Genomic DNA, 22,708 nt, shown 5'->3' on the forward strand with positions numbered 1-22,708 from the left:
AGCCAGTTTGAAACACTCAGCTTTTCAGGGACGCACGCATGCCGGTACGGGTCGGGCGGACACCTGATGACACCAGCCCAGCCCGATGGCGGGGAAGTCTTCTTCCCGCCCCAGGTTCTGCGCGACTATGCCCTGCTGGCGGACGGTGAACGGGGCGCGGTGATCGGCCCGCGCGGTGACGTTGTCTGGCTGTGTGCCCCGCAATGGGATGACCCCGCCGTGTTCTCGTCCCTGGTGGGCGGCGCCGGGGCATTTTCCGTGACACCCCTGAACCCGCGCTATGTGTGGGGAGGGCACTACGACGACGGCACACTGATCTGGAACAGTCGCTGGGTCACCACGGACGGCATCGTCGAATGCCGCGAGGCCCTCGCGATGCCGGGGGACCCCGCCCTGGCGGTGCTGATGCGTCATATCCGGGTCATCTCGGGCACCGCGCCGGTCCGGGTCCTCCTGCACCCCCGGCCGGGCTTCGGCCGGTGCCGGGTGGACCTTTCCAACGGCGGGGACGGTGTGTGGTCAGGTGAGGGCGGCGGACTGCACCTTCGCGTCAGCGGGATGGGCCGGGCAAACGCGAACGATGGCGTGCTGCAACAGGATGTTCAGCTTAGGCCCGGGGAGGAACACCACGTCGTGATGGAGCTTTCCACCGGGCCGCTGCCGGCCCGGCCGCCCGTCCCTGCGGATCTCTGGACGGCCACCGGGCGCGCCTGGGCCACGACGGTACCTGCAATGAACGGGACTGTTGCCCCTGCCGACGCCCGCCGGGCTTACGCGGTCATGCGCGGGATGACGGGCGCAACCGGTGCCATGGCCGCAGCCGCCACCATGGGCCTGCCGGAGCGTGACGAGGCAAAACGCAACTACGACTACCGCTACGCCTGGATCCGGGATCAATGCATTGCCGGCCAGGCCGCCGGTGCCGGCGGAGCCACCGGCCTCCTCGACAGTGCGGTGCATTTCGTCAGCGAACGGTTGCTGGCGGACGGAACCAGCCTCAAACCCGCTTACACCGTCCGCGGCGGCAGGGTCCCGGACGAGCACACACTCGACCTTCCGGGTTACCCGGGCGGGACGGACAAGGTCGGCAACTGGGTAAACGGGCAATTCCAGCTGGACAGTCTCGGCGAAGCCCTGCTGCTTTTCGCCACCGCCGCCCGCCATGACCACCTCGACAACAGGCACTGGCACGCAGTGGAGCAGGCGGTGGCGGCCATAGAGGAGAAGTGGGCCGAGCCGGATGCCGGCATCTGGGAACTCGAGAACGAACGGTGGACCCATTCACGGCTGATGTGCGTCGCCGGCCTCAAAGCCGTCTCCCGGTATGCCCCCGCCACCCTGGCCTCTGCCTGGGGACCACTGGCAGACAGGATTCTGGCACATACAGCCGACACCTGCACGCACCCCAGCGGCAGATGGCAACGATCGGCCGACGACGAGAGGATCGACGCGGCACTGCTTCTTCCCGCCATCCGCGGAGCCGTCCCCACCGGCGACGGCCGCTCCCTCGCCACGGCAGCGGCCGTGAGGAAAGAACTCCTCGATGATGGATACGTTTACAGGTTCAGGCACGGGCCAGGCCCCCTGGCGGACGCCGAAGGCGCCTTCCTCCTGTGCGGCTTCTTCTTGGCCCTGACCGAACATGAGCAGGGCAACACCACAGACGCATTCAGACTCTTTGAACGCAACCGGGCCGCCTGCGGTTCCCCGGGACTGTTCACCGAAGAATACGACGTCGAACAGCGCCAGCTGCGCGGCAACTTCCCCCAGGCGTTCGTCCACGCCGCCATGCTCGAAACAGCTCACCGCCTCGCCCGGCCGGCGGCACCATGACGACAGTTAACACACCCTCTTGCAGGAGGACACCGCCACTGGGGAGTGTCCGTTTAACGGTGGATTCACCGTTGGCATTTAGTTGATTCTTCCGTCGAAGCTGATGGCGAAGGCATTCAGGGCCGGCTTCCACCGTGAGGCCCATCGTGCCCTGCCTTTGCCGGTCGGGTCCAGTGCCCGGGTCGCCAGGTACAGGCATTTCAGGGCCGCCTGCTCGGTGGGGAAATGGCCCTTGGCCCGGACCGCGCGCCGGTAGCGGGCATTGAGGGATTCGATGGCGTTGGTGCTGCAGATGACCCGCCGGATTTCGACGTCGTAGTCCAGGAACGGCACGAACTCGCTCCAGGCGTTCTCCCACAGCCGGGTCACCGCCGGGTACTGCCGGCCCCACTTGGTCGAAAACTCTACGAACCTTTCCTTGGCCGCGGCCTCGGACGGTGCCGTGTAGACCGGGCGCAGATCACGGGACATCTCGTCCCAGTACTGCCGGGCCGCATACCGGAAGGTGTTCCGGATCAGATGCACGATGCAGGTCTGGACGACGGCGAGTTCCCACACGGTGTTGATGGCCTCCGGCAGGCCTTTGAGTCCGTCGCAGACCGTGATGCAGACGTCCTCCACGCCGCGGTTCTTGATCTCGGTCAGCACCGAGAGCCAGAACTTTGCGCCTTCGCCGCCGTCCCCGGCCCATAGCCCGAGGATGTCGCGTTCACCGTTGACGCTGACACCGATAGCGACATAGACCGGCCGGTTCGTGACCTGCCCGTCACGAATCTTGACGTGGATAGCGTCGATGAACACCACCGGGTAGACGCGGTCCAGCGGCCTGTTCTGCCACTCGGTCATCTCGCCGATGACCTTCTCGGTGATCCTCGAGATCGTGTCCTTCGAGACCCTGGCGCCGAACACCTCGGCGAAGTGGGCTGCGATTTCTCCGGTCGTGAGCCCTTTCGCGCTCAGCGACAACACGATCTCGTCGACTCCCGTCAGCCGGCGCTGGCGTTTCTTCACGGTCTGCGGATCGAACGTCGCACCGGTGTCCCGCGGCACGTCGATCTCCACCGGCCCGATCTCCGTCATGACGGTCTTGGTGCGGGTGCCGTTGCGGGAGTTCCCGCTCCCGCGCCCGGACACGTCGTGTTTTTCGTATCCGAGGTGTTCGTCCATCTCCGCTTCCAGAGCGGTCTCCAGGACGTTTTTCGTCAGCCGGTTCAACAGCCCGTCCGGGCCGACGAGATCGATACCCTGCTCTTTGGCCTGGGCCAGGAGCTGCTGCGCTAACTCTTGCTGATCCAATTCAGTCGCCATGGGATCCATGGTTCCGCTCATGATCAGTCCTCCCCGCCAGGCATCGCCCGGTGTGTCTGGCCAACCCTGAATCCACCGTTATTCAGACACTCCCCGCCACTGACCATACGGAGGCCGAGATATTTCGACGAAAACTGAGACCAGCCGCAAGTCACCTTGCGGAAAATTGGCTGGCGGGGAGCAGTTGTTCGTTGTGAACCGGTGTGTGTGACATATAGGGGCAGGGCGCTTCGATCGTGGAACGGCTGTCGTTCGTGTCCGGCCCTTTGCTGCCCGGCGGCCTACTGGCCAAGCAGGGAGACGGCGTGGGCGATGACGAGTGCGAGCAGCACGAATCCTCCGAAGGCCTCCAGTCCCATCAGGGATTTTGCCCGGGCCGAAAGGGGCATCGTGTCTGTGGGGCTGAATGCCATCGAGTTGGAAAGGGAGAAGTAGACGTAGTCGACAAATGAAGCCGTCCAGTCCGTCTTCACGGAGGACCGGGCGGCAACTTCCTGCACTGCGTCGTGGTCTTCGTCCTGGGGGAACCGGAAGTCTGCCCGGGGCAGCTCATGGCGCGTGGCGTGGCGCCGGGTGACCGGACCGCCCCGGTCCAGTTCCCAGTAGACCAAGGCGAACGCGATGACGTTTGTCACCCATACCTGAAGGGCCGCGAGCAGCAGCGTTGGCCCGTTGCTGTTTCCGGAGTTCGTGAGGAGAATGACCAGTTGGACGAGTGCTGCCTCGTTGGCCACGACAAGCAACAACGCCTGGCCGACGGAAAGATGCCTTGACCAGCGGGTTTCGCGGACCAACCTGCGTGGATTCAGGATAATGAGCGGAATCAGCAGGGCCAGGCCGACGACAACAACGGAGTAGCGTACCGCCGGAAGGAACGTCGTGGGCAGCGTGGCGTATAGCGCCAGTGCGATGAGAAGGCCGATGACGGCAGGCCAACGGTGTTCCGCCCGGGCCTGCCGTTCATTGTGGGTGGTCATGGTCAGGAGTGTAGGTCCTGGGCCGGGACGGGAGCCGCAGAGTCGACTTTTGGTCCGCCCGGCGTGGCGCCGTTCGGTTCGAACGGTACACGCATGCTCGACCCTAGGCGGTACGGTTCAGGCCAAGAGGGGGCATGGTCCTGCCGGCACTTCACCACTGGGCCAAGCAATGTGATCTGCGACACAAGGGTGCGCGACCTGAATCACAACAAATTCAGACAATTTCCTTGCGCATTCAGGAGTAGCCTGTTATACGTCACCAGCAATGGTGCTGGTGTTGACCAAGGAGTCGTGCCATGAGTGTCGAATCAAGCTCCGCGGCGGGGACCGTCCCGGCGGGAGGTGGTCGCAGGGCTGAAAATCCCGTACCAGCCCAAGACGCAGTTGTTTCTCCACAGGGGAGCACCAGCCCACCCTTTGCCGATCCGGCAGCTTTGGGTCTGGGCGCTTTCGCAATGACCACGTTTGTCCTCAGTGTCATCAATGCCGGCCTGATCCCCAAAGCAGTCGAACCCGTTGTCCTGGGACTGGCACTGTTCTACGGCGGCATGGCGCAGTTCGCCGCCGGAATCTGGGAATTTGCCAACCGCAACGTTTTCGGCGCGACGGCGTTCTGCTCGTACGGAGCCTTCTGGCTGTCCTTCTGGTTCCTGAGCCAGTTCAGCGCGGGCAGTCTTCCGGCAGCGGACGCCGGCAAAGCTGTCGGCCTCTATCTTCTGGGCTGGGCAATCTTTACCGCCTATATGACCGTTTCAGCTTGGCGCGTCAGCATGGGTGTCTTTGCCGTTTTTGTCTTCTTGACCCTGACCTTCATTGCGCTGTTTCTCGGCGCCTTCTTCGGGGCAGCCGGGCTGTCGATGCTGGGCGGCTGGCTGGGCATCGTGACGGCGCTGATTGCCTGGTACTGCTCCCTCGCGGTGGTCGCGAACTCCACCTACAAGCGGACTGTGCTTCCGGTGGGACGACGGTGACAGGCCATGGCAGCAGACCCAACAGAATCGGATGAGACCCTCGCAAACCTGTTGCACGAGCAGCGGCGCTTTCCTCCGGACGCCGGCTTTGCGGCGCAGGCCAACGCTACATCGTCGGACTATGACGAAGCTGCCGGCGACAGGCTGGCGTTTTGGGCGCGGCAGGCGGAGCGGCTGGACTGGTCCCAAAAATGGAGTGAGGTCCTGGACTGGTCGAATCCGCCATTTGCCAAATGGTTCGTCGGGGGCAGGCTCAATGCCGCGTACAACTGCCTTGACCGGCATGTAGCTGCCGGCCGCGGGGACAAGGTCGCCTACTACTTTGAAGGAGAAGCCGGGGACACCCGTGCCATCACCTATGCCCAGCTCACCCACATGGTCTGCCAGGCGGCGAACACGCTGACCGATCTGGGCGTCAAGCCGGGAGACCGGGTTGCCATTTACATGCCGATGATCCCGGAAACCGTCGTGGCTATGCTGGCCTGCGCACGAATTGGAGCACCGCACACCGTCGTGTTCGGCGGGTTTTCCGCGGACGCGCTCCGGACGCGGATCCACGACTGCGACGCGCGGATCGTCATAACGACCGACGGCGCCTACCGCCGCGGCAAGGCCAATGGGTTGAAGCCCGCCGTCGACGAGGCCCTGCTGGACTGTCCGGACGTTCGCAACGTCCTGGTGGTCCGCCGCACAGCCCAGGAGGTCGACTGGACACCGGGCCGTGATATTTGGTGGCATGACTCGGTTGAGCTGGCTTCCGCCGATCACGACGCCGAGGCCTTCGACGCTGACCATCCCCTGTACGTGATGTACACCTCCGGCACCACGGGCAAGCCCAAGGGCATCCTGCACACCACTGGGGGCTACCTCACGGCGTGCGCCTACACCCACTGGGCGGTGTTCGACCTAAAGGCCGAGACCGATATTTTCTGGACAGCCGCGGACATCGGCTGGGTCACCGGGCACAGCTACATCGTGTACGGTCCCTTGGCCAACGGTGCCACCTCCGTGCTGTACGAGGGCACGCCGGATACCCCGCACCAGGGCCGCTGGTGGGAAATCATCGACAAGTACAAAGTCTCGATTCTCTACTGCGCCCCGACCGCCATCCGTACCTTCATGAAATGGGGCGCCCAGATACCGGCCAAGTACAGTCTCAGGAGTTTGCGCGTGATCGGAACCGTGGGCGAACCGATCAACCCGGCGGCCTACATCTGGTACCGCGAGAACATCGGGCACAACCACACGCCCGTGGTGGACACCTGGTGGCAGACCGAGACCGGAGCCATCATGATCAGTCCGCTCCCGGGAGTCACAGCGGGTAAACCGGGCGCCGCCATGAGGACGTTGCCCGGGGTCGTGGCCGACGTCGTCAATGACGCGGGCGCACCGGTTGCCAACGGCTCCGGCGGCTATCTGGTCCTCAGGGAACCCTGGCCATCCATGTTGCGCACCATCTGGGGTGACAACGACCGGTACGTGGAGACGTATTGGTCACGGTTCCCGGGGCTCTACTTTGCCGGGGACGGCGCGAAGAAGGACGAGGACGGGGATATTTGGCTTCTCGGCCGGGTGGACGACGTGATGAACGTGGCAGGACACCGGCTCTCGACGACGGAGATCGAATCGGCGCTCGTCGCCCATCCGAAGGTGGCCGAAGCCGCCGTCGTCGGCGCCCTCGACGACACCACCGGGCAGGCCATCGTCGCCTTCGTCATCCTGCGCAGCGATGCGGGCGACGGCGGACCGGAGGTCGTGCAGGAGCTGCGCGACCATGTAGCCAAGGAAATCGGCAAAATCGCCCGGCCCCGGCAGATCATGGTGGTCACCGAGCTGCCTAAAACCCGGTCCGGGAAGATCATGCGACGGCTCCTCAAAGACGTGGCGCAGGACAGGCCGATCGGGGATGTCACCACCCTGGCCGACTCCTCAGTGATGGATCTGATCAAAGCCGGCATGCCAGGCGGCGCCGCCGGCCCGCACTAATTGCCAGGTCGAGGCGTTCAGCCGGGGCCTTCAACGGGAGAGATGACATGGATGACTTCCTCGCTTACCTGGATACTTCGGAGGTCCGCTCCGGCAAACTTGAGGAACTGGTAGTGGCCGGAGGCGACGGAATTCCTTCACATGTCGGTCGGGATCGGTCCCAGGACGATGGTGTGGGCGGTGTGGTCGCGTTTGGTGGCCAGGTAGCGGGCATTTGCGGAGGAGAGGTGGACCCGGGTGGGCACGCGTTCGGCCACAGCGACGCCGTTGGCCTCGAGCTGGAGGGCCTTGTCGGGGTTGTTGCTCAGCAGCCGGATCCGGTGCGCTCCGACGGCGAGCAGCATCTGGGCCGCTGCACGATAGTCCCGCTCGTCCTCACCGTGGCCGAGGGCGACGTTCGCGGCGTAGGTGTCGAGCCCGCGGTCCTGAAGGGAGTAGGCGTCGAGCTTCTCGTAGAGTCCGATGCCCCGGCCTTCCTGCCTCAGATACAGCAGGAAGCCGCCCTCACCGGCGATCCGCTCGGCCGCCTCGCGGAGCTGTGGGCCGCAGTCGCACCTCTGCGATCCCAGGACGTCCCCGGTGAGGCATTCGCTGTGAGGGCGCACCAAGGGGGCGGCAGCCGCGGCGAGGGCGCCGTGCCAATCACCGAGCCCCAGCAGCAGGTGCTCCTTGCGGTCCACCAGATCCCGGAAAGTGAACGCATCTGCGGTCGTGGCGAAGCCGTCGGTGAACCTGAGAGGGATACGCACCCGGGTACGCACCAGGGCCCCAGGGGGAACCGAGCGCTCCCGTCCGGCGGATCCAAACGAGGCTGAGTCGGCGGACGCCGTGCCGACACCGTCCATTCCAGCCCCCGGTCCTGTTGCAGTGAGTCGTTCCGTGGACATTGAGCCCCTCCTTCTGGGATTTGGAATCGCGGCGTCTGGTTTTTGGCGATGACCTTTCCGTCGTGAATTCGATTGCGCTCCTGGTCCGCGCACATCGTCGCGAGGTGGCGCGGCCTCAGGCCTGGACCGACGTCCGCAGGCCCTCACGCTCCCCGGAGCGCTGCGGGTTGAGGCGTGCGTAGTGCCGGCCCTATCGTCGGCGGACCTCGATTTGACCGTCGTTGAGCCGCGTTTCGTATGCGGGCTGCGGGTGGCTGGCTGGCCCGCGCACGACGCTCCCGTCGTTGAGGCGAAAGGTGCTTCCGTGCCAGGGGCAGGTGACACAGCCGTCGGCGATTTTCCCTTCATCCAGTGGGCCGCCCATGTGGCTGCACATGCTGTCCAGGGCGTGAATCTGGGTGCCTGCGCGGTGCAGCAGCAGGGAGACGCCGGCAATGTCCACCTTGCGCTGGTCGCCGTCGGGCAAGTCATTCTCACTGAGCGCAGGTGTCCACTTCGTAGGGCCGTTCCTGTCTGCGGTCTTGTTGACGTTCACGGCGCTGGCATAGGTGAGATGTCCGCCGAGGAAACCGCCGAACATCAGGATCCCGAACCCAGCCATGCCCAGTGACTTTCCGACACCGCGGTGTCCGCGCGCGCGGGCCACAGCGGAGATTGTGTAGAGGCAGAGGGCTGTGCTGTTTGCGACCGCGTGAACTAGCCCTGTTCTCCTTGCCTTCCCCTGGGTGTCCGACCAGTCGTTGAGCCCGGCTGCCGCAGTGGGAACAGCAGCGGCAATGCCCGCGCACACCAGGATGTCGGCGGCGGGGGCGGAATCCACGCCCCCTATCGTGTCAAGGAGCATTGCCATGGTCCACGCTCCGATGGGCAGATCCGTGAGGACCGGATGCAGCGGATGGCCCAGGGCGGTGCCGCTGACGATGTTTCGAACAGTGCGCGCCCGCACTGCCCGCCCGACCGCGGCGGCAACGGCTGAAGCCACCCCGTCAAGCCGCTCGGAATGTTCTATGGCGGCGACCACGGAATTCAGCGGGTTCACGGCAGCTCCTCTGTCTCGTCAGTTCTTGAATCTGGAGTGTTCAGGACTGTGTCTACAACCGGTCTTCACTGAAGCGGCGGAAGTCCGGGTGGCGAATGGTCAAAGCTTTCCACCGAAACGGCCGTCGTGACAAGGTGTCCGAGCCGCCGGGGCGTGAATGAGCGGCGTACGTGAGCCGCGTGGATACGTCTTCGATCCTCACGAAGCGCCGACGTCATGGCCCGCCCCAGCCGGACGCCCGCCTGGCGGAGTCAGATGCCCGAACTCAGGTCCAGAGTCGGGTCCCGAGGCGAGGAAGGAGTCACTGGAGACCGCAACTCTCATGCCGGTGCTGAGAGTTTCTCCCAGTAGCCGCGGAGCTCGGCGTCGTCAGAGCGGCCAGGGTATTGTTCTGGGCGGTGAGGTCTTGGTCGTTGGTGGATACGCGCGCATATCCGATCAGCAGTCCGGTCATGGTCGTGCCCGTACCGTTTATCCCCAGCCACCGGGCATTTTCTCGGGCGGGTCCTATGCCGACCTCAGGATTTGCCGGTGTTCGCGGGCGGGACCTTGGTCTGGGGGCCTGACAGGTGCGGGACACCCTCGCGGGGGACGTTTCCCCGCGGGCTTGTAGACCCTATCGCCACCTACATCGAAGCCGCAGGTGCGGCGTTGCCGCGCCGCACTGTCGATACCGCTGTTTTACCTCCCGCACCGGTGCGCTTCCGGCCTTTTGAGCAACGTGCTTACGCGTCGAAGTGCGTCCGGACTCTCGGGTCCTGGGATAGTGAAGCGACGACCGAGGCGGCGATGTCCAGGAGTTTGACGTTTCGCGTGTTGGAAGCGTTTTTCAGGATCTTGATGGCGGTCTCCTGGCTGCAGCGGTTCTGCGCCATGATGGCGCCGGTCGCCAGGTCGATAATGGTCCGGGATTCGATGGCTGCAGTGGGGGGATTGGTTTACGCGCCCAAAGACTTTCAGGCTGTTCTCAGGCCGAGGGGGGAGATTAGTATCTGGACGCTGTAGATCTGGCCCTCTGGCGTCGTTGCAGGCCCCGGCCGCACGTCCAACCTCAACCCACGTGCGGCCGGCTCTCAAAATCGTAGACCTGACCCCGCCGTCGGCCCATCAGCGTCTCGCTCCATGGTGAGCCGCGGTCAAACCCGCCGCCGACGGCCGGTCGCCGACGCTTCCTCTTCCCGCCGTGCAGCCCAATGTTTTTGTGCAGCCCGAGGCAAGCCAGTGGCATTCTGTGGTGTGTCGTGCCTCCACGGCGGCGGCGTCACCACGCTGAGGCTCCGTCCGGATTCATCGAGGATATGGCCAAGTCGCGTGTACGCCCGGACCACAGCCTGACGTGAGATGACTATGCTGCCGGGCGCGCGCTCGGCCAGTTCCCGTTCAAACGCCGGCGCCTCCAAGTAGTCGCGGACCCACAGCGTGACCTCCAGGTTCTGTGCGCCGAGAACCTGGGCGCTCAGCCGGCAATTTGTTTGGGCGGCGAAGTAACGGCCGGCATCGTCAACGTATTGCGCCGGGACATTGAGCATCAACGTCACCTCCCGGAGGCCCCGGTTCGCTGCGGAGGACGCGTCGCACCTCAGCGTGATGTAACCGGAAGCGAGAAACCGTTCCACCCGGCGTCGGGCGGTTTGCGATGAGACGCCGCAGGTAGCGCCCGCAACCAAGTCGTCGTACATGTTCCGGACCTAACCAACGAGCACCGCTGGGCCGCCTACACGGCGCCCGCGCTGGAGGCGGGTGTGGGATCCGGCCTGTCTGTACCACTGGTCCTTGAGGGAGAAGCAGAAGCGGGCCTGAACCTGTATTCCACCCGGTCCCATGGCTTCACCGATGAGGATATCGACACGGTCGAAGCGTACTCATACCACGCGTCCAAAGCACTCCGCCTCGCGGTCCGGATCAGCCAACTGGCCGAGGCGAAAACAAACCCCACCGCTGCCATAGAATCCCGGACGATCATCGACCTGGCAACCGGCGCCATCATGGCGCAAAACCGCTGCAGTCAGGACACGGCCATAAAAATCCTAAAAATTGCTTCCAGCACCAGATACGTCAAACTCCGGGACATCGCCGCATCAGTGGTCGCCTCTCTTTCACAAGACCCGACAGTCCGGCCGTACTGCGACGCCTGCCTGCTGGGCCTGCACGGTAGCGACGTGGGCAGATCCACTTCACCCTATTCACCGACGAAACGGAGTAACGTTGAAGTGAGTCCGGGCGGCTGGATCCCCCAATACAGTCGTCCGGTAACTCATGTTCCCAGAGTCATCGAACCTGGAAATTCCGGGCGGTCCGCCGCTGGGCCAACCACTGCAGTCACGCTCCAGCGGGGGGCCATCCGGCGCGACACCCTCGAACGATCACGAAAGCCGCGTCGCCAGGAACACCGAAGTTCCGGGCCGGCTTTTTAGCGGCGTGCGTATTGGGAAGCCTTCGCGCAAGGCTGTGCCGAGGCACCACAGAAAGTGGCCTAGCGTCGTTTTGATCAGGAACCGGTATCGAAAAATCCGAACCTCAATCGTGCAGTGGAGATCCGACGACTTCGAAACCCTGGCTGCTCATCGATCCCGACAGCAGCGGCATCGCTTCGGCAATGCTGCTCCGGACCGAGTCTAGTTCCAGGGAGGCCCTGTGGGCGCTCTCGGATATCCACAACTCGGCAACGAACACCGTGTCGGGTTGGTCGTCGTTTACCCCTACTTCGTAGAGGAGGCAACCCAGTTCCGCAAGCCCGTCGGCTCGCCTGGTGAGGAGTTCTATGAGGCCATCGCGCGCGCCCGGCTTGGTGCCGAGAGTCGCCAAACGTGCGTGTGTCATGAGTCCATACTCATCGAAGGCTGCAGATATGGCCTGCTGCGCCCCTCCCGCAGCGCCCGGAATGCGTCGGATCGAGGCTTAGCCCAGCAGGGGGACGGCATGGGCGATCACGAGGGCCAGGAGAACGAAGCCTCCGGCGGCTTCGAGTCCCATCATCATTTTGGTCCGCGGCGACGGGGGCATGGTGTCGGTGGGGCTGAAGGCCATGGAGTTGGACAGGGAGAAGTAGGTGTAATCCACGAAAGAAGCGACCCAGCGGACCGTGTCGCAACTTCCGTGACGGCGTCGTGGTCTTCGTCTTGGGGGAACCGGAAGTCCGCGGCCGGGAGGTTGCCCCGGTGGGTATTGCGCCGTGCGACCGGTCCGCCGCGGTCCATTTCCCAGAAACCAAGGCGAACGCAATGATGTTCGTTACCCAGATCTGCAGTGCTGCCAGAAGGAGCGTGCGCCGCCCGTCGCCGCTGCCGGAGTCGGTCAGAAGAATGATGAGCTGCACCAGGGCGACGCCGTTGGCGGCGACGAGGAGGAGTGCCTGGCTCGTCGCTAATCGTTTGGACCAGCGTGTCTCTTTGTGCAGGCGGCGGGGGTTGAGGATCAGCGGGGGATCAGCATCAGGAGTCCGATTCCCACCACCGTGTAGCGGATGGCCGGCAGGAAGGCGCTGGGAAGGGCGGCATAGAGGCCCAGCGCGATGAGCAGCCCGATTACGGCCGGCCAGCGGTGTTCGGCGCTGTCCTTCAGATTTGCGATCTCAGACATTCACCGAGTCTAGGCAAAGCTGCGGTCCATCCCGGTCCGGGCGCGCACTGAGCCGACAGCAGATGGCCGCCTGGCGCGAGGGAACGTCGGGTCAGGCGGCCCAACTCGGTTGCGAGAAGCCCACCCAAGACACTCCCGCCGAACTCAGATGGTGGTTTCCGCCGCGCTCCAACCTGTGACGGCCTCTGCTGGCGCGGCCAGCTAGAGGTTCCAATGGTGTCCGACGCAGGCTCGGTCCAAATCGGGCACTGACTGTGTCTGCGACATTTCTTGGTTGTTGTCCACGATGGACGAGTTCTTGTTCGGGTTGCTCGCCAGCGCCGGAATCTGCGATGCCGTCGCGGGTCTTGATGGACCGCGGTCGGGTTTCGTTGGCCGCTACCCACGGATCCGTTTATCCACCGCCTCTGCTGCTTACAGGGAGGGGATGTTACGGTGAGTTTTCCGTTCGGGGACGGCATGAACTTCAGCATTCACCCGAACCGGCCCGACATCCGGCACTGAAGAACAGGACGCGCAAATGATTGACTTTCTGAGCTCGGCCGACGGCACGAAAATCGCCTTCGAACGGACAGGTGAAGGACCACCTCTGATCATTATCGGCGGTGCATTGAACAGCCGGCGTTCGGCCGACGGGCTGGTGCCTTGGCTGGCCCCGCACTTCACCGTGTACGCCTATGACCGTCGGGGGAGAGGCGAGAGCTCCGACACCCTTCCCTACAGTCCCGGCCGTGAACTAGAGGATTTGGAAGCGCTGATAGCCGCGGCGGGCGGTTCGGCCTACGCTTACGGCCATTCCTCGGGTGCCATCCTGATTCTTGAAGCAGCGGCTGCCGGAGCGGGCATCTCCAAATTGGCCGCCTACGAGCCGCCATATCTGACCGGGCATGCCCCCGAAGAACCTTGGGAAAATTTCAGGGACCGGGTCCAGGAGGCACTGAACGGGGGAGACCGGGAAGCCGCCGTGGAACTGTTCATCCGCCATACCGGCTCTGACTTCGACGAAGGAATCAAAACCATGCCGTGGTGGCCCGCGCTCCTCAGCGTTGCCCAGACCCTGCCGTATGACCTCACCCTCACGGCCGACGGCAGCGTCCCGGAGAGGCTGTCGAATATTCAGGTTCCCACGCTCGGGATCTACGGTGGTGCGAGCCCTTCCTGGGCCGGGAATGCCATCAATGCCGTCGCCGCAGCCGTTCCTGGCATGAAAAAAGAAAAGCTGGAAGGCCAGGACCACGCAGTCGCCAGCGATGCTGTCGCACCGGTCCTGATCAAGTTCTTCAACGGCGCCCCAGCCTAGGCTGCCATCGACCCCAATACGGCGGGAACTTGGAAAACGACGTTGAGGCTAACCCACTCGGCCGATGGTGAGAACCCCGAGCCTATGTAGAGCCTATGTTCCCGCCGGGCGCGCGACGATACTGGACATCGTCCCTCGTGGCGACGTGATCTCATCCCGGACGGGAAGCCGTTCGCGGTCTGGGACATCCGCGCCGCCTTGAGTTCGTGCTGAGCCCTGGCGTTGAATGCGTGGGGATGGCCCCGGAAAAGAATTTCCCACCAGATGTCCTTTTGGCGGCTCCCCGGTCGTCGTGCTGATGTAACTAACGAAAGAAGGAGACGTCGTGGAGTACATGCTTTTCATCTGTAGCGATCCCACAGCGCCGGAATATGTGGCCGCCGAGGACAACATTGTCGAATGGGGGGCCGAGATGGAGGCGCGGGGCGTCGCCCGTCACGGTGACAGGTTGCGTCCTGTCGAGGACGCAACCACGGTAGTGGTGCGCGGGGGCGAAGTGGTGGTCTCGGATGGGCCGTTCGCGGAGACGAAGGAATGGATCGCGGGCTATGACATCATCGCTTGTGCCGATCTTGATGAGGCTATCGAGGTGGCGTCCAAGCACCCCATGGCCCGGTTCGGCAAGATCGAGATCAGGCCCGTGTGGCCGCTCGGGGAATAGTGATTCGCCCCGAGGCCGGCATTGATGATCAGGGTAGGGAAGACGCGCCGGAGCTGACGGACGTGCGGGCCGTCGTGGAGGCCGCGTCCGTCGGTGAGGCAGCACGAATCACCGCAACCCTCATCCGCGTGACGGGCGACTGGGGCCTGGCCGAGGATTGTGTCCAGGATGCGTTCGCCAGGGCCCTCGTCGACTGGTCGGAGCACGGCGTTCCCAGGAATCCCGGGGCGTGGCTGACTACCGTGGCCAAGAACAAGGCAATCGACCGCATGCGGAGCGCCGCCAGCGAAAGGCGGGCGGTCCGTGAACTCGCCATTCTCACCGAGCTCGAAGGGCTCGAAGACAAGGCCGGCATAGGGACGGCGGCAGAGGATGACACGCTGCGGCTGATTCACACCTGCTGCCACCCGGCCCTCCCGCTTGAGGCCCGGGTGGCCCTGACCTTGCGCACAGTCGCGGGACTCGCGACCGGGGAGATCGCCCGCGCGTTCCTGGTCTCCGAAGCAACCATGGCCAAACGGCTCGTTCGGGCCCGGGCGAAGATACGCGATGCCGGGATCCCATACCGGGTGCCGCCGCCGCAGCTGATATCCGAACGCACCGCCGGAATCCTGGCCGTGCTGTATCTGATGTTCAACGAAGGGTACTCGGCCACCGGGGGCAACTTACTGATCCGCGAACCACTCGCCCGGGAAGCGATTCGCCTGACCCGGCTGCTGGTTGTGTTGCTCGACGGGTCCCCGCAGGAACCTGAGGCCCTGGGCCTCCTTGCGCTCATGCTGTTCCACCATGCCCGGCGGGGGACGCGGACGGACGCCGCAGGGGACTTGGTGACCCTTGAGGAGCAGAACCGCGGATTGTGGGACAAGGTTGCGGTCGCGGAGGCTGTGGCGCTGCTGGCGGCCGCGGAGCAAATGGGCGTTTCACGCCGTTCCCGAGCAGGTAGCTACCGTGTGCAGGCCGCCATTGCTGCCTGCCATATGATCGCCCCGGACTCTGGCAGCACGGACTTCGCCCGGGTGGCACAGCTGTATGACCGCCTGGCGCACATTGCACCGTCACCGGTCATCGAGCTCAACCGTGCCGTTGCCGTCGCGATGTCTCAGGGACCGGAAGCAGGACTTGACCTCATCGACGAGCTGGACCGGACACGGTCCCTCGAGGGGTACTACCTCCTGCCCGCGGCGAAGGCTGATCTCCTGCGCCGCCTTGGCAGAAAGTCAGAGGCCAGCTTCGAGTATGAGCGGGCCCGTGACCTCGCTCCCTCCGAGGCCGAGCGCCGCTACCTCTCCAAACGCCTGGCCGAGACAAGCGCCGGGTCCCCATCCCCACCCGATCCCCGCACCGCCGCGAAGGAGTACAAATGAAACACCTCATGCTGATCCCCAACGACGTTGACACCTGGAACGCACTCTCCCCGTCCGAAATCGAGGCGATCATGCAGGCACATACCTCGTTGCAGCAGGAACTCAGGGCATCCGGTGAGTTCGTGGAGGCACATCAGCTCGGTGAAGAGGCGAAGTTCGTAAGACGTGACGGCAGCACCTGCACCGTGACCGACGGTCCGTACCTTGAGACCAAGGAAATCGTGGCCGGCTACTACATCGTCGACTGTGTGGGCATGGCCCGCGCCGTGGAAATCGCCGGAAAATTCGGAGAGGCCAAGTTTTGGCCGATCGAAATACGCCGGATCGACCCCTGACCCGCACGGCCTTGAATAGTTGTGTGATCAGAGTTGCGCCGTACCGCCTCGTCACAACCGGGCAGAGGAAGCTGGAACAGGCTCACCCCAAGATCCAAGCGTCATTTGACGAAAATTAGGAGAGGTAAATGCGCGTACCAATGAAATTGGAACTGGTGCCGCTGCCGGTAGCAGACGTCGAGCGGAGTAAGACCTTCTACACGGACACCGTCGGCTTCACTTTGGATCATGACGTGCAGCCCGGGAACGGCATGCGGATCGTGCAGCTCACGCCACCCGGTTCAGCATGCTCCATAGTCATCGGCGCCGGAATGGCCAACAGCAGCCCAGACGACGGCACGGTCAAGGGCCTGCACCTAGTGGTCGAAAACATCGCTGCGGCGCGCGACCAACTCATCAAGCACGGGGCCGCCGTGACCGAAATAGAGGACATGGGAGGCGTCAAGTTCGCGTACTTCAGCGATCCCGACGGCAACTCGTGGGCGCTACAAGAAATCGGAAAGGGGTGACCCCGCCCGGGGTGCTCACCGACGCCGGCGGCCTCACACCAACCCTGGCGGACACCCTACCCACTCCGTCGAATCGGGCAGCGAATCGTGCGCCCACGGTACCTGCGCACGCTCCGCTGACCATGGGCCCCATCCGCATAGGTCGCGCCGCGACTCCTAGTCACTGAGATCGAAGTCGAGATCAAGTTCCTCCGGTGTCCTCAGCTGTCGTTGGGCGAAGTCGATCGCTAGCTGCAGGGCATCGCTCCGCGCGTTTTTCCATGGTCCGCTCAGACCGGCTCCATCTTTAAGGGAGGTGGAGCCGGTCTCTGGGGTGCGCTTCGTCATTCTGAGGGTGAAATGACGTTGTGGCGTGCCCCTGACTGGGCTGCTGTGCCACAACGCAACAGTAGGTTCTGAAGCTGCGCTTTTTCTTGCACTGTGGGAGCCCCGGATCGGGGAACGGCAATGTGGAGGTTCGGTGACGCGGGCGGTTACCGGGCGTTGAAGACGTCCGGGCCGAAGCTGTTCAGGCCCGGTGCCCCCGCGTATCCGAGCCGGGGTACTGAAAAGATGTCCTCGATGCTGGCGAGCAGGCTGTAGTGGTTGTACATCGTGTCCGACGTCGTCCCGCCCTTGGTGAACGGGGAGATCACCAGTGCGCCGACGCGGCCGCCCGCGGTGCCTCCGGTGACTCCCGACGGGCCGGAGGTCTTGGCTTCGGTTTCGTCGAAGGTGATGACCAGCACCCCGTCCTGTTTGTAGGCGGGGGAGTCCAGGATGGCGGGGATCTGCTGCTGCAGCCAGCTGTCGGCGCTTTCGAGGCCGCCCGGGCTGCCGTCGACGCAGGGGCTGTCGTGTCCGTCGTTGCACAGGTTGGGTGTGATGTAGGAAAGGTTCGGTGTCGTGTCCGTGGACTTCAGGTCATCAGCGAAGTGGGTGTAGTCCACCACGTTGTTCGGGCAGTCCGGAGACGATGTGATTTCGTCAAAATACACGAACGGGTTGTGGCGCGTTGCGTATTGGTCGCCCTCCTTCGCCTTGTGATGGTCGTCCGTGGAGCCGGGCTCGGGATGCTGGCAGGGCGTGCCCATGTCCTCCATGTAGCCTTTCCAGGTCTTGCCGGCGGAACTGAGCTGGCCTGCAAGGGTGGGAACCGAAGCGGGGTACACACAGCCGGTACCCTGCACCTGGCCCGCCTCGGATGTCCCGGTTTGTTGGAACTCGGCATATACAGGGCAATCGGCGCGCGTCATGGCGTTCGAGCCCTGCCCGGAAATCTGGGCCAGGTAGTCGGGGAGGGAGTTGTGGTCTGTCCCGTAGTACTGGGAGAGCAGCACGCCCTGTGCGCGCAGGGTCTTCGATAAGTAGGTGGCCGCCGACTCGGGGCCCCAGACGTCGTTGTAGTCGTGGTTCTCCAGGTTGATCACGAAGACGTGGCCGGGTTTCCCCGAGGCCTGTGTGGGTTGTGGGGAGGGGGTTGTCGTAGGAGTGCCGGGGGCGGCCGTTGTCTTGCCCTGGCCCGGCGATGGCCCGCCTCCTGGCGGGGTGGGCTCACAAGCCGTGGCCGCCACGGCGAGGATTGCAGCAAGAATCAGCGCCGCCGGTCGTGCCGCGCGGCTCCGGCCCAAGAATTTTGCGACATTCTGGCTCATCGGTTCCGGCTTTCTCTCTGGCCCGGCTCCCAATGGGCCAGGTGTCAAGTGGCGTCTACCGTTCCACACCAGAATCAACATTGTGTCTGTAGCCCCTGAGTAAGCCCTGTGAAGCCTCTCGGGCTCGGGACTCCACGGCTGGGCCCCCGCACGTTTTCCAGAGACAGGACGGCTATTTCTGGCCCCACTTGGTGACCCGCCGGGCACTTGCGACGGTTACCTGTGACCGCCTTCAGCGTTGGATTCACCAGTGGATGGATGCGGCGGAAGGCCGGTCCGGATGGAATCGAAGGCGGCTTAAGTACCTTGACTGGTACGTAACCGACTTGGTACAAAAGGGTCATGGAAGCCGCTCTAAAGGCCCTCGCGGATGATAGCCGACGGAGAATGCTGGAGGCCCTTGCTGACGGCCCGGCAACCGCGGGTGAACTGGCAGCGCTCCTGCCGATTGCACGCCCGGGTGTCTCGCGGCACCTGCGGGTGCTGCGAGAAGCGGGTCTGGTCGAGGTGCACCAAGAAGCGCAACGGCGGGTTTACTCCCTCCGCCCACAGCCGCTCACTGAGATCTACGACTGGCTGGATCGATACGTGGCCCTGTGGGAACAGCGGCTGGATGTCCTGCACACCGAAATAGCACGCGGCAAGCGTGAGCGAAGGAGCACCCCGTGACCAACAACACCCCTGGAAGCGTGCGCACGCTGGGCACCCTGCGAGCGGTGGAGGGCAACGGCATCGTGCGTCTTGAGGTCCGGTTCGACACCGATAGGGAGGACGTGTGGTCGGCGCTCACCGATTCCGGCCGTCTCGCCCGCTGGCTCGGCGAGGTAGAAGGCGATCTTCGCGAGGGCGGTGACTTCAGGGCCCGCTACTTTGCCAGCGGGTGGGAAGGCAGTTGTCGTGTGGAAGTGTGCCAGCCCCCACAGTGGCTCCGGATTCTGACCACGGCCCCAGACGAACCGGACGGCGTGATCGAGGCGACGCTTAGCGCTGACGGCGATCAAACCATCCTGGTTATTGAGGACCGCGGCTTGCCTCTGGAGCAGATCGCCGCCTACGGGGCAGGAGACCAGATCCACGTCGAAGATCTCGCCGCCTACCTCGCCGGACGTGACCGCTGCGACGCACGGGTGCGGTGGCAAGAACTCCACCCCGCATACCAGGAGCTGGCCGCAAGGCTCACCTAGCACGACGGCAGATCTGCCGGTCGCAACCCCCAGCGGGTTCCAACGTTGAAACTCCTTCGTCCGCGGCGCCCTGACTGAGACCCCAAGTCGATGAGGCACCGAAGACGGGCCCGCGACAAGACTTCCCAGTCATCGCAGGGTGGGGCAAGTTTCAACCGCCCTCGAGGGGCCAGAAATACGTGACACAACCATCAGAACCGTGACAGGAGCCGAGCCATGGACTGGACTGTCCCGGCCAGCGCAGCGCTGATTCCGGCCAAGGCCAGTAGTGCGCTCATGGCGATGATCTGAGCCAGGAAGAATGGCAGCGCCACTCCAAGTGTGGCGGCGTACGTCAGAGTAAAACTCAACGTTGGAGGTTCGCTCATGCAACCGTGACCTCCAGCCAGATTCTATTTGCCTCGTTCTCGTCAACACTAGCTGCGGGGCTCTCCCATGCGTCGATGCAGCGCGGGCACTCTGATCCGGTGGGCCTCGGGCCCTTGCCGCGCGGCGGGTGCGGAGGTAGGTTTTGCAAGCCGTGGCCGTCCGCCCGCAGTGGGGCGCGCCGCGCGGCGGTGGTTGACCCGGGTGTGGCGTGGGAACCCGCCCGGGCCGACCACCTAAACGTGTGGGCTGACGGCTCCGGTCCGGCCGGTGGGATGCGGGACAGTGGAGGGTCGGCTCTCAGGCTGTTCTCAGCGCGAAGAGGGACATTGAAAATAGCCCCGAAATGCCGACCCCTGCTCCGCCTTCGACCCAAAGACTCCGGCCGCACGCTCTCCTCAACCGGCGTGCGGCCGGGCATCACGTCGCCCCCTGCAGAGTCAAAAAGCACCTGGAATGGATAGGACTCGGGACTGCCTTCCGTTTCGCATGCAACAACTAGGCCCGTTGATGCCCCGCTGCCAGCGTGAGTGCGGATCGCAGAAGTAAATGTCGATACCGGCGTCCACTTTCACGGTTTTCCAGTCCTGCATTTCGATGCCCTGGTCCCAGGTGAGGGAATGCCTCAGCGCCTCGGGGAGCGTCTTGATCTTGGCTGCCAGGGCGTCACGCATTTGTTCTGCTTTGTATCTATCCGGCAGGTGAACGAGCATCGTGTAGTTGGTGGTTCTCTCCACGAGGGTCCCGATCGCGGACTGGTTGCCCTTGCCGATGATGAGGTCACCCTTCCAATGCCCTGGCACCGCACGGTCCTGAACCTCCGCGGGACGCTCGGAGATATTGACCATCCCCGGGATCCGGTTCTTCCGCTGACCGGCCTTCCTGCAGGGCTGCCGGAGCGCACGTCCGGTGCGTAAACACGCGGCCAGATCACGGTTGAGTGCTCCGCGGGACTGAACGTAGAGGGACTGGTAAATGGTCTCAGGTGACACCCGCATCTCCGGTTCATCGGGAAACTCAACCCGCAGGCGTCCTGCGATCTGCTCCGGCGAGTACTTCTTTTTCAGGTCCTCTTCCACCTTCGCACGCAACACCGTGTTCGTGTGCAGTTTCGACGGTTTCGGCCGCGAAGCCCGCTCATACGCCAACGCGTGAGCCGATGTTGCCCGGCAGGGCAACCCGGCCACCGAATTGCGCCGAAGCTCCCTGGACACCGTCGAGGCCGACCTGTCGATCACGACCCCGATCCGGCGCAGCGAGTGTCCCTGGGCGCGCAGCACCGCGATCTCTTCACGCTGGGCGAAGGTCAGGCACCTGCCCTTCAGATCCCGGCCGCGGCGTGGCCTGACACCCCCGGCTTCGGCCAGGACCCGGCGACCGGTCCGCCTGCTCGTATCGATCGGCACAACAGCGTCCGTGATGAAATCGCCGGCCTGCATCCCGGCCCAAAACAGCTGCAGAAGATCCGGTCTTACATAAATTGAATACCTCGCCACGACAACACCCATCCGCTAAGTGTTGCAATCACCGCAAGAACCCAAGGATCCCTTACCGGGCCAGACTGAGACTGTCTCCACTCTTCAGGATGGAGGTCGTGGTTTCGACCCGAGCGGGCATCGTAGGTCGGTTGTCAGCCAAGCTCGGCTCGACGGCGAGGCTCGGCTCCGTACTCTGACCACCGGCCTGCGTAGAGACGGCCGCGGCCGAGTCCTGCATGCTCGAGAGCGAGAAGGTTGTGGCAGGCCGTGACGCCTGAGCCACAGTAGGAGATGACGGCAGTCGCGTCTTCGATCCCAACCTTCGCAAACGCTCGTCGGACCTCGGCGATCGGGCGCAGGTGTCCATCGGGGGCGAGGTTCCCACGGCACGGGACGTTCACTGCGCCGGGGATGTGTCCGGCTTGGGGATCGGTGGGCAGCTGGACGCTTCCGTCGAAGCGGTCGGCATTGCGGGCGTCGAGGATGATCCCGGCAGCCCCTGCGGTGATGTCCTGAAGCTGGGCGAGACGGGCCTCGGGCCACGGAGACGGCGTGAAGGTCGCGGGCGCCGGCTCCACGGGCGTCGTCTCCAGCGGTCCCGTCCATGCGGCAATCCCGCCGTCGAGCAACGCCGCCCGGTGCCCGAGCGCACGCAGCATCCACACGAGCCGCGCGGCGATGACTCCCCCCGCGTCGTCGTAGGCGATGACGGTCGTGTCGTCGCCGATTCCCAAGGAGGACATTCCATGTGCGAACACTTCAGAGTCGGGAAGCGGGTTCAGCCCGTGTGGTCCCGAATTGCCCGACAGCCATGCGGCCAGGTCCACGAACACCGCATCTGGAAGATGCCCGCCGTCGTACGCTGCACGGCCCGACCCGCCGTCGAGGTACCAGCGAACATCAGCGGTGACAACGTTACGTCGGTTCGCCTCGAGCCACGCGGCATCAATAAAGGGTGGAAGATCTTCTTGGGTTATCCGGCTGTCGTCCATACAGTGCAGGCTAGAGGATGTGTCCATAATTTGAGCAAAAATGTTCTATGATGTGGACATTCTGCAGAGGATGCGCCGCACCACGGCAGGCGCCCGTAAGCCGGTCGATCACCGTGCCCAGGAAACGTGCCGCACGTCTTGGCCGCCGCCAACAACCGCCACGGCGGAAGACCCCGCAAAGTGGACGACGCTGCCGCTGCCAGGGCCAAGGAACTCAAGGGCAAAGGAATCAGCGCCCGCGACATCGGCAAGATGCTCGGAGCATCCCGCGCCACGGTCTACCGATACCTTATATAGGCAAC

General features: G+C 64.2%; 24 protein-coding genes and 3 pseudogenes. 13 read left to right on the forward strand and 14 right to left on the reverse strand.

What is annotated here, in order from left to right; all coding sequences use genetic code 11:
• Nucleotides 1–66 precede the first annotated feature (66 nt).
• A complete protein-coding gene (locus AC1DGD_RS06860; RefSeq protein ID WP_476856337.1) occupies nucleotides 67–1,833 on the forward strand; it encodes a glycoside hydrolase family 15 protein in 1,767 nt (588 codons plus the stop codon).
• Nucleotides 1,834–1,911: 78 nt separating this feature from the next.
• Here AC1DGD_RS06860 and AC1DGD_RS06865 read toward each other — a convergent pair whose 3' ends face one another.
• On the reverse strand, nucleotides 1,912–3,150 hold the full coding sequence (locus tag AC1DGD_RS06865) for an IS256 family transposase (RefSeq protein WP_476851112.1): 1,239 nt from the start codon (nucleotides 3,148–3,150) through the stop codon (nucleotides 1,912–1,914).
• 272 nt (nucleotides 3,151–3,422) lie between these two features.
• On the reverse strand, nucleotides 3,423–4,118 hold the full coding sequence (locus tag AC1DGD_RS06870; protein ID WP_441410677.1) for a hypothetical protein: 696 nt from the start codon (nucleotides 4,116–4,118) through the stop codon (nucleotides 3,423–3,425).
• Between the two features lie 296 nt (nucleotides 4,119–4,414).
• On the opposite strand from AC1DGD_RS06870, the gene AC1DGD_RS06875 reads away from it, so the two are divergent.
• Nucleotides 4,415–5,089, forward strand: a complete 675-nt coding sequence (locus tag AC1DGD_RS06875) for an acetate uptake transporter (RefSeq protein ID WP_476851085.1) — start codon at nucleotides 4,415–4,417, stop codon at nucleotides 5,087–5,089.
• 6 nt (nucleotides 5,090–5,095) lie between these two features.
• Nucleotides 5,096–7,075: an acetate--CoA ligase gene (gene acs / locus AC1DGD_RS06880; protein WP_476851084.1), complete on the forward strand. Its 1,980-nt coding sequence runs from the start codon at nucleotides 5,096–5,098 to the stop codon at nucleotides 7,073–7,075.
• Between the two features lie 137 nt (nucleotides 7,076–7,212).
• Here acs and AC1DGD_RS06885 read toward each other — a convergent pair whose 3' ends face one another.
• The 5 genes and pseudogenes from AC1DGD_RS06885 to AC1DGD_RS06905 all read right to left on the reverse strand — a co-directional run bounded on the left by AC1DGD_RS06885 (nucleotide 7,213) and on the right by AC1DGD_RS06905 (nucleotide 10,680).
• The gene (locus AC1DGD_RS06885; protein WP_476851083.1) at nucleotides 7,213–7,962 is read right to left on the reverse strand and encodes a GTP cyclohydrolase II; all 750 of its coding nucleotides are present in this window, start codon (nucleotides 7,960–7,962) and stop codon (nucleotides 7,213–7,215) included.
• Nucleotides 7,963–8,152: 190 nt separating this feature from the next.
• Nucleotides 8,153–9,001, reverse strand: a complete 849-nt coding sequence (locus AC1DGD_RS06890) for a Rieske (2Fe-2S) protein (protein ID WP_476851082.1) — start codon at nucleotides 8,999–9,001, stop codon at nucleotides 8,153–8,155.
• Between the two features lie 370 nt (nucleotides 9,002–9,371).
• Nucleotides 9,372–9,455: pseudogene (locus tag AC1DGD_RS06895) on the reverse strand (recombinase family protein); the annotation flags it as partial.
• A gap of 271 nt (nucleotides 9,456–9,726) precedes the next feature.
• Nucleotides 9,727–9,918, reverse strand: coding sequence for an ANTAR domain-containing protein (locus tag AC1DGD_RS06900; protein ID WP_476851111.1), 192 nt, complete (start codon nucleotides 9,916–9,918; stop codon nucleotides 9,727–9,729).
• Nucleotides 9,919–10,137: 219 nt separating this feature from the next.
• Nucleotides 10,138–10,680 carry a hypothetical protein gene (locus AC1DGD_RS06905; RefSeq protein WP_476851081.1) on the reverse strand — a complete coding sequence of 181 codons (543 nt, stop codon included), beginning with the start codon at nucleotides 10,678–10,680 and terminating at the stop codon, nucleotides 10,138–10,140.
• Nucleotides 10,681–10,716: 36 nt separating this feature from the next.
• Between AC1DGD_RS06905 and AC1DGD_RS06910 the strand changes: the two are divergent.
• Both AC1DGD_RS06910 and AC1DGD_RS06915 read left to right on the forward strand, forming a co-directional pair.
• Nucleotides 10,717–10,827, forward strand: a pseudogene (locus AC1DGD_RS06910) (response regulator receiver protein); the annotation flags it as partial.
• Complete coding sequence (locus tag AC1DGD_RS06915) at nucleotides 10,804–11,415, forward strand: ANTAR domain-containing protein (protein WP_476851110.1); 612 nt, start codon at nucleotides 10,804–10,806, stop codon at nucleotides 11,413–11,415. The pseudogene AC1DGD_RS06910 and the gene AC1DGD_RS06915, both read left to right, overlap by 24 nt.
• A 103-nt stretch (nucleotides 11,416–11,518) precedes the next feature.
• Here AC1DGD_RS06915 and AC1DGD_RS06920 read toward each other — a convergent pair whose 3' ends face one another.
• From AC1DGD_RS06920 to AC1DGD_RS06930, 3 genes are all read right to left on the reverse strand, one after another.
• Nucleotides 11,519–11,821, reverse strand: a complete 303-nt coding sequence (locus AC1DGD_RS06920; protein WP_476851080.1) for a putative quinol monooxygenase — start codon at nucleotides 11,819–11,821, stop codon at nucleotides 11,519–11,521.
• 78 nt (nucleotides 11,822–11,899) lie between these two features.
• Nucleotides 11,900–12,061 (reverse strand): hypothetical protein, encoded by a 162-nt coding sequence (locus AC1DGD_RS06925; protein ID WP_476851079.1) that lies wholly within the window; start codon nucleotides 12,059–12,061, stop codon nucleotides 11,900–11,902.
• Nucleotides 12,062–12,415: 354 nt separating this feature from the next.
• The gene (locus AC1DGD_RS06930) at nucleotides 12,416–12,580 is read right to left on the reverse strand and encodes a hypothetical protein (protein WP_476851078.1); all 165 of its coding nucleotides are present in this window, start codon (nucleotides 12,578–12,580) and stop codon (nucleotides 12,416–12,418) included.
• 520 nt (nucleotides 12,581–13,100) lie between these two features.
• Here AC1DGD_RS06930 and AC1DGD_RS06935 point away from each other — a divergent pair.
• From AC1DGD_RS06935 to AC1DGD_RS06955, 5 genes are all read left to right on the forward strand, one after another.
• A complete protein-coding gene (locus tag AC1DGD_RS06935) occupies nucleotides 13,101–13,880 on the forward strand; it encodes an alpha/beta fold hydrolase (protein WP_476851077.1) in 780 nt (259 codons plus the stop codon).
• 334 nt (nucleotides 13,881–14,214) lie between these two features.
• On the forward strand, nucleotides 14,215–14,541 hold the full coding sequence (locus AC1DGD_RS06940; RefSeq protein WP_476851076.1) for a YciI family protein: 327 nt from the start codon (nucleotides 14,215–14,217) through the stop codon (nucleotides 14,539–14,541).
• A complete protein-coding gene (locus AC1DGD_RS06945) occupies nucleotides 14,541–15,908 on the forward strand; it encodes an RNA polymerase sigma factor (RefSeq protein WP_476851075.1) in 1,368 nt (455 codons plus the stop codon). The genes AC1DGD_RS06940 and AC1DGD_RS06945 overlap by 1 nt, the downstream gene beginning before the upstream one ends.
• A complete protein-coding gene (locus AC1DGD_RS06950; RefSeq protein WP_476851074.1) occupies nucleotides 15,905–16,243 on the forward strand; it encodes a YciI family protein in 339 nt (112 codons plus the stop codon). Before AC1DGD_RS06945 ends, AC1DGD_RS06950 begins: the two co-directional genes overlap by 4 nt.
• Nucleotides 16,244–16,371: 128 nt before the next feature.
• Nucleotides 16,372–16,752 carry a VOC family protein gene (locus tag AC1DGD_RS06955; protein ID WP_476851073.1) on the forward strand — a complete coding sequence of 127 codons (381 nt, stop codon included), beginning with the start codon at nucleotides 16,372–16,374 and terminating at the stop codon, nucleotides 16,750–16,752.
• 473 nt (nucleotides 16,753–17,225) lie between these two features.
• Here AC1DGD_RS06955 and AC1DGD_RS06960 read toward each other — a convergent pair whose 3' ends face one another.
• Nucleotides 17,226–18,386, reverse strand: coding sequence for an alkaline phosphatase family protein (locus AC1DGD_RS06960; RefSeq protein WP_476856338.1), 1,161 nt, complete (start codon nucleotides 18,384–18,386; stop codon nucleotides 17,226–17,228).
• A 342-nt stretch (nucleotides 18,387–18,728) separates the two neighbouring features.
• Here AC1DGD_RS06960 and AC1DGD_RS06965 point away from each other — a divergent pair, with 342 nt between their 5' ends.
• Nucleotides 18,729–19,055, forward strand: a complete 327-nt coding sequence (locus tag AC1DGD_RS06965) for an ArsR/SmtB family transcription factor (protein ID WP_476851071.1) — start codon at nucleotides 18,729–18,731, stop codon at nucleotides 19,053–19,055.
• Nucleotides 19,052–19,570 carry an SRPBCC domain-containing protein gene (locus AC1DGD_RS06970; protein ID WP_476851070.1) on the forward strand — a complete coding sequence of 173 codons (519 nt, stop codon included), beginning with the start codon at nucleotides 19,052–19,054 and terminating at the stop codon, nucleotides 19,568–19,570. The genes AC1DGD_RS06965 and AC1DGD_RS06970 overlap by 4 nt, the downstream gene beginning before the upstream one ends.
• Before the next feature lie 191 nt (nucleotides 19,571–19,761).
• On the opposite strand, the gene AC1DGD_RS06975 is transcribed toward AC1DGD_RS06970, so the two are convergent.
• From AC1DGD_RS06975 to AC1DGD_RS06985, 3 genes and pseudogenes are all read right to left on the reverse strand, one after another.
• Nucleotides 19,762–19,938 (reverse strand): hypothetical protein, encoded by a 177-nt coding sequence (locus AC1DGD_RS06975; protein WP_476851069.1) that lies wholly within the window; start codon nucleotides 19,936–19,938, stop codon nucleotides 19,762–19,764.
• Nucleotides 19,939–20,442: 504 nt separating this feature from the next.
• Nucleotides 20,443–21,444, reverse strand: a pseudogene (locus AC1DGD_RS06980) (IS30 family transposase); the annotation flags it as partial.
• Between the two features lie 122 nt (nucleotides 21,445–21,566).
• A complete protein-coding gene (locus tag AC1DGD_RS06985; RefSeq protein ID WP_476851068.1) occupies nucleotides 21,567–22,433 on the reverse strand; it encodes a sulfurtransferase in 867 nt (288 codons plus the stop codon).
• Between the two features lie 99 nt (nucleotides 22,434–22,532).
• On the opposite strand from AC1DGD_RS06985, the gene AC1DGD_RS06990 reads away from it, so the two are divergent.
• Nucleotides 22,533–22,703 carry a helix-turn-helix domain-containing protein gene (locus tag AC1DGD_RS06990; RefSeq protein WP_476851067.1) on the forward strand — a complete coding sequence of 57 codons (171 nt, stop codon included), beginning with the start codon at nucleotides 22,533–22,535 and terminating at the stop codon, nucleotides 22,701–22,703.
• Nucleotides 22,704–22,708: the final 5 nt, after the last annotated feature.

Source organism: Arthrobacter sp. 05T45 (assembly GCF_056395875.1).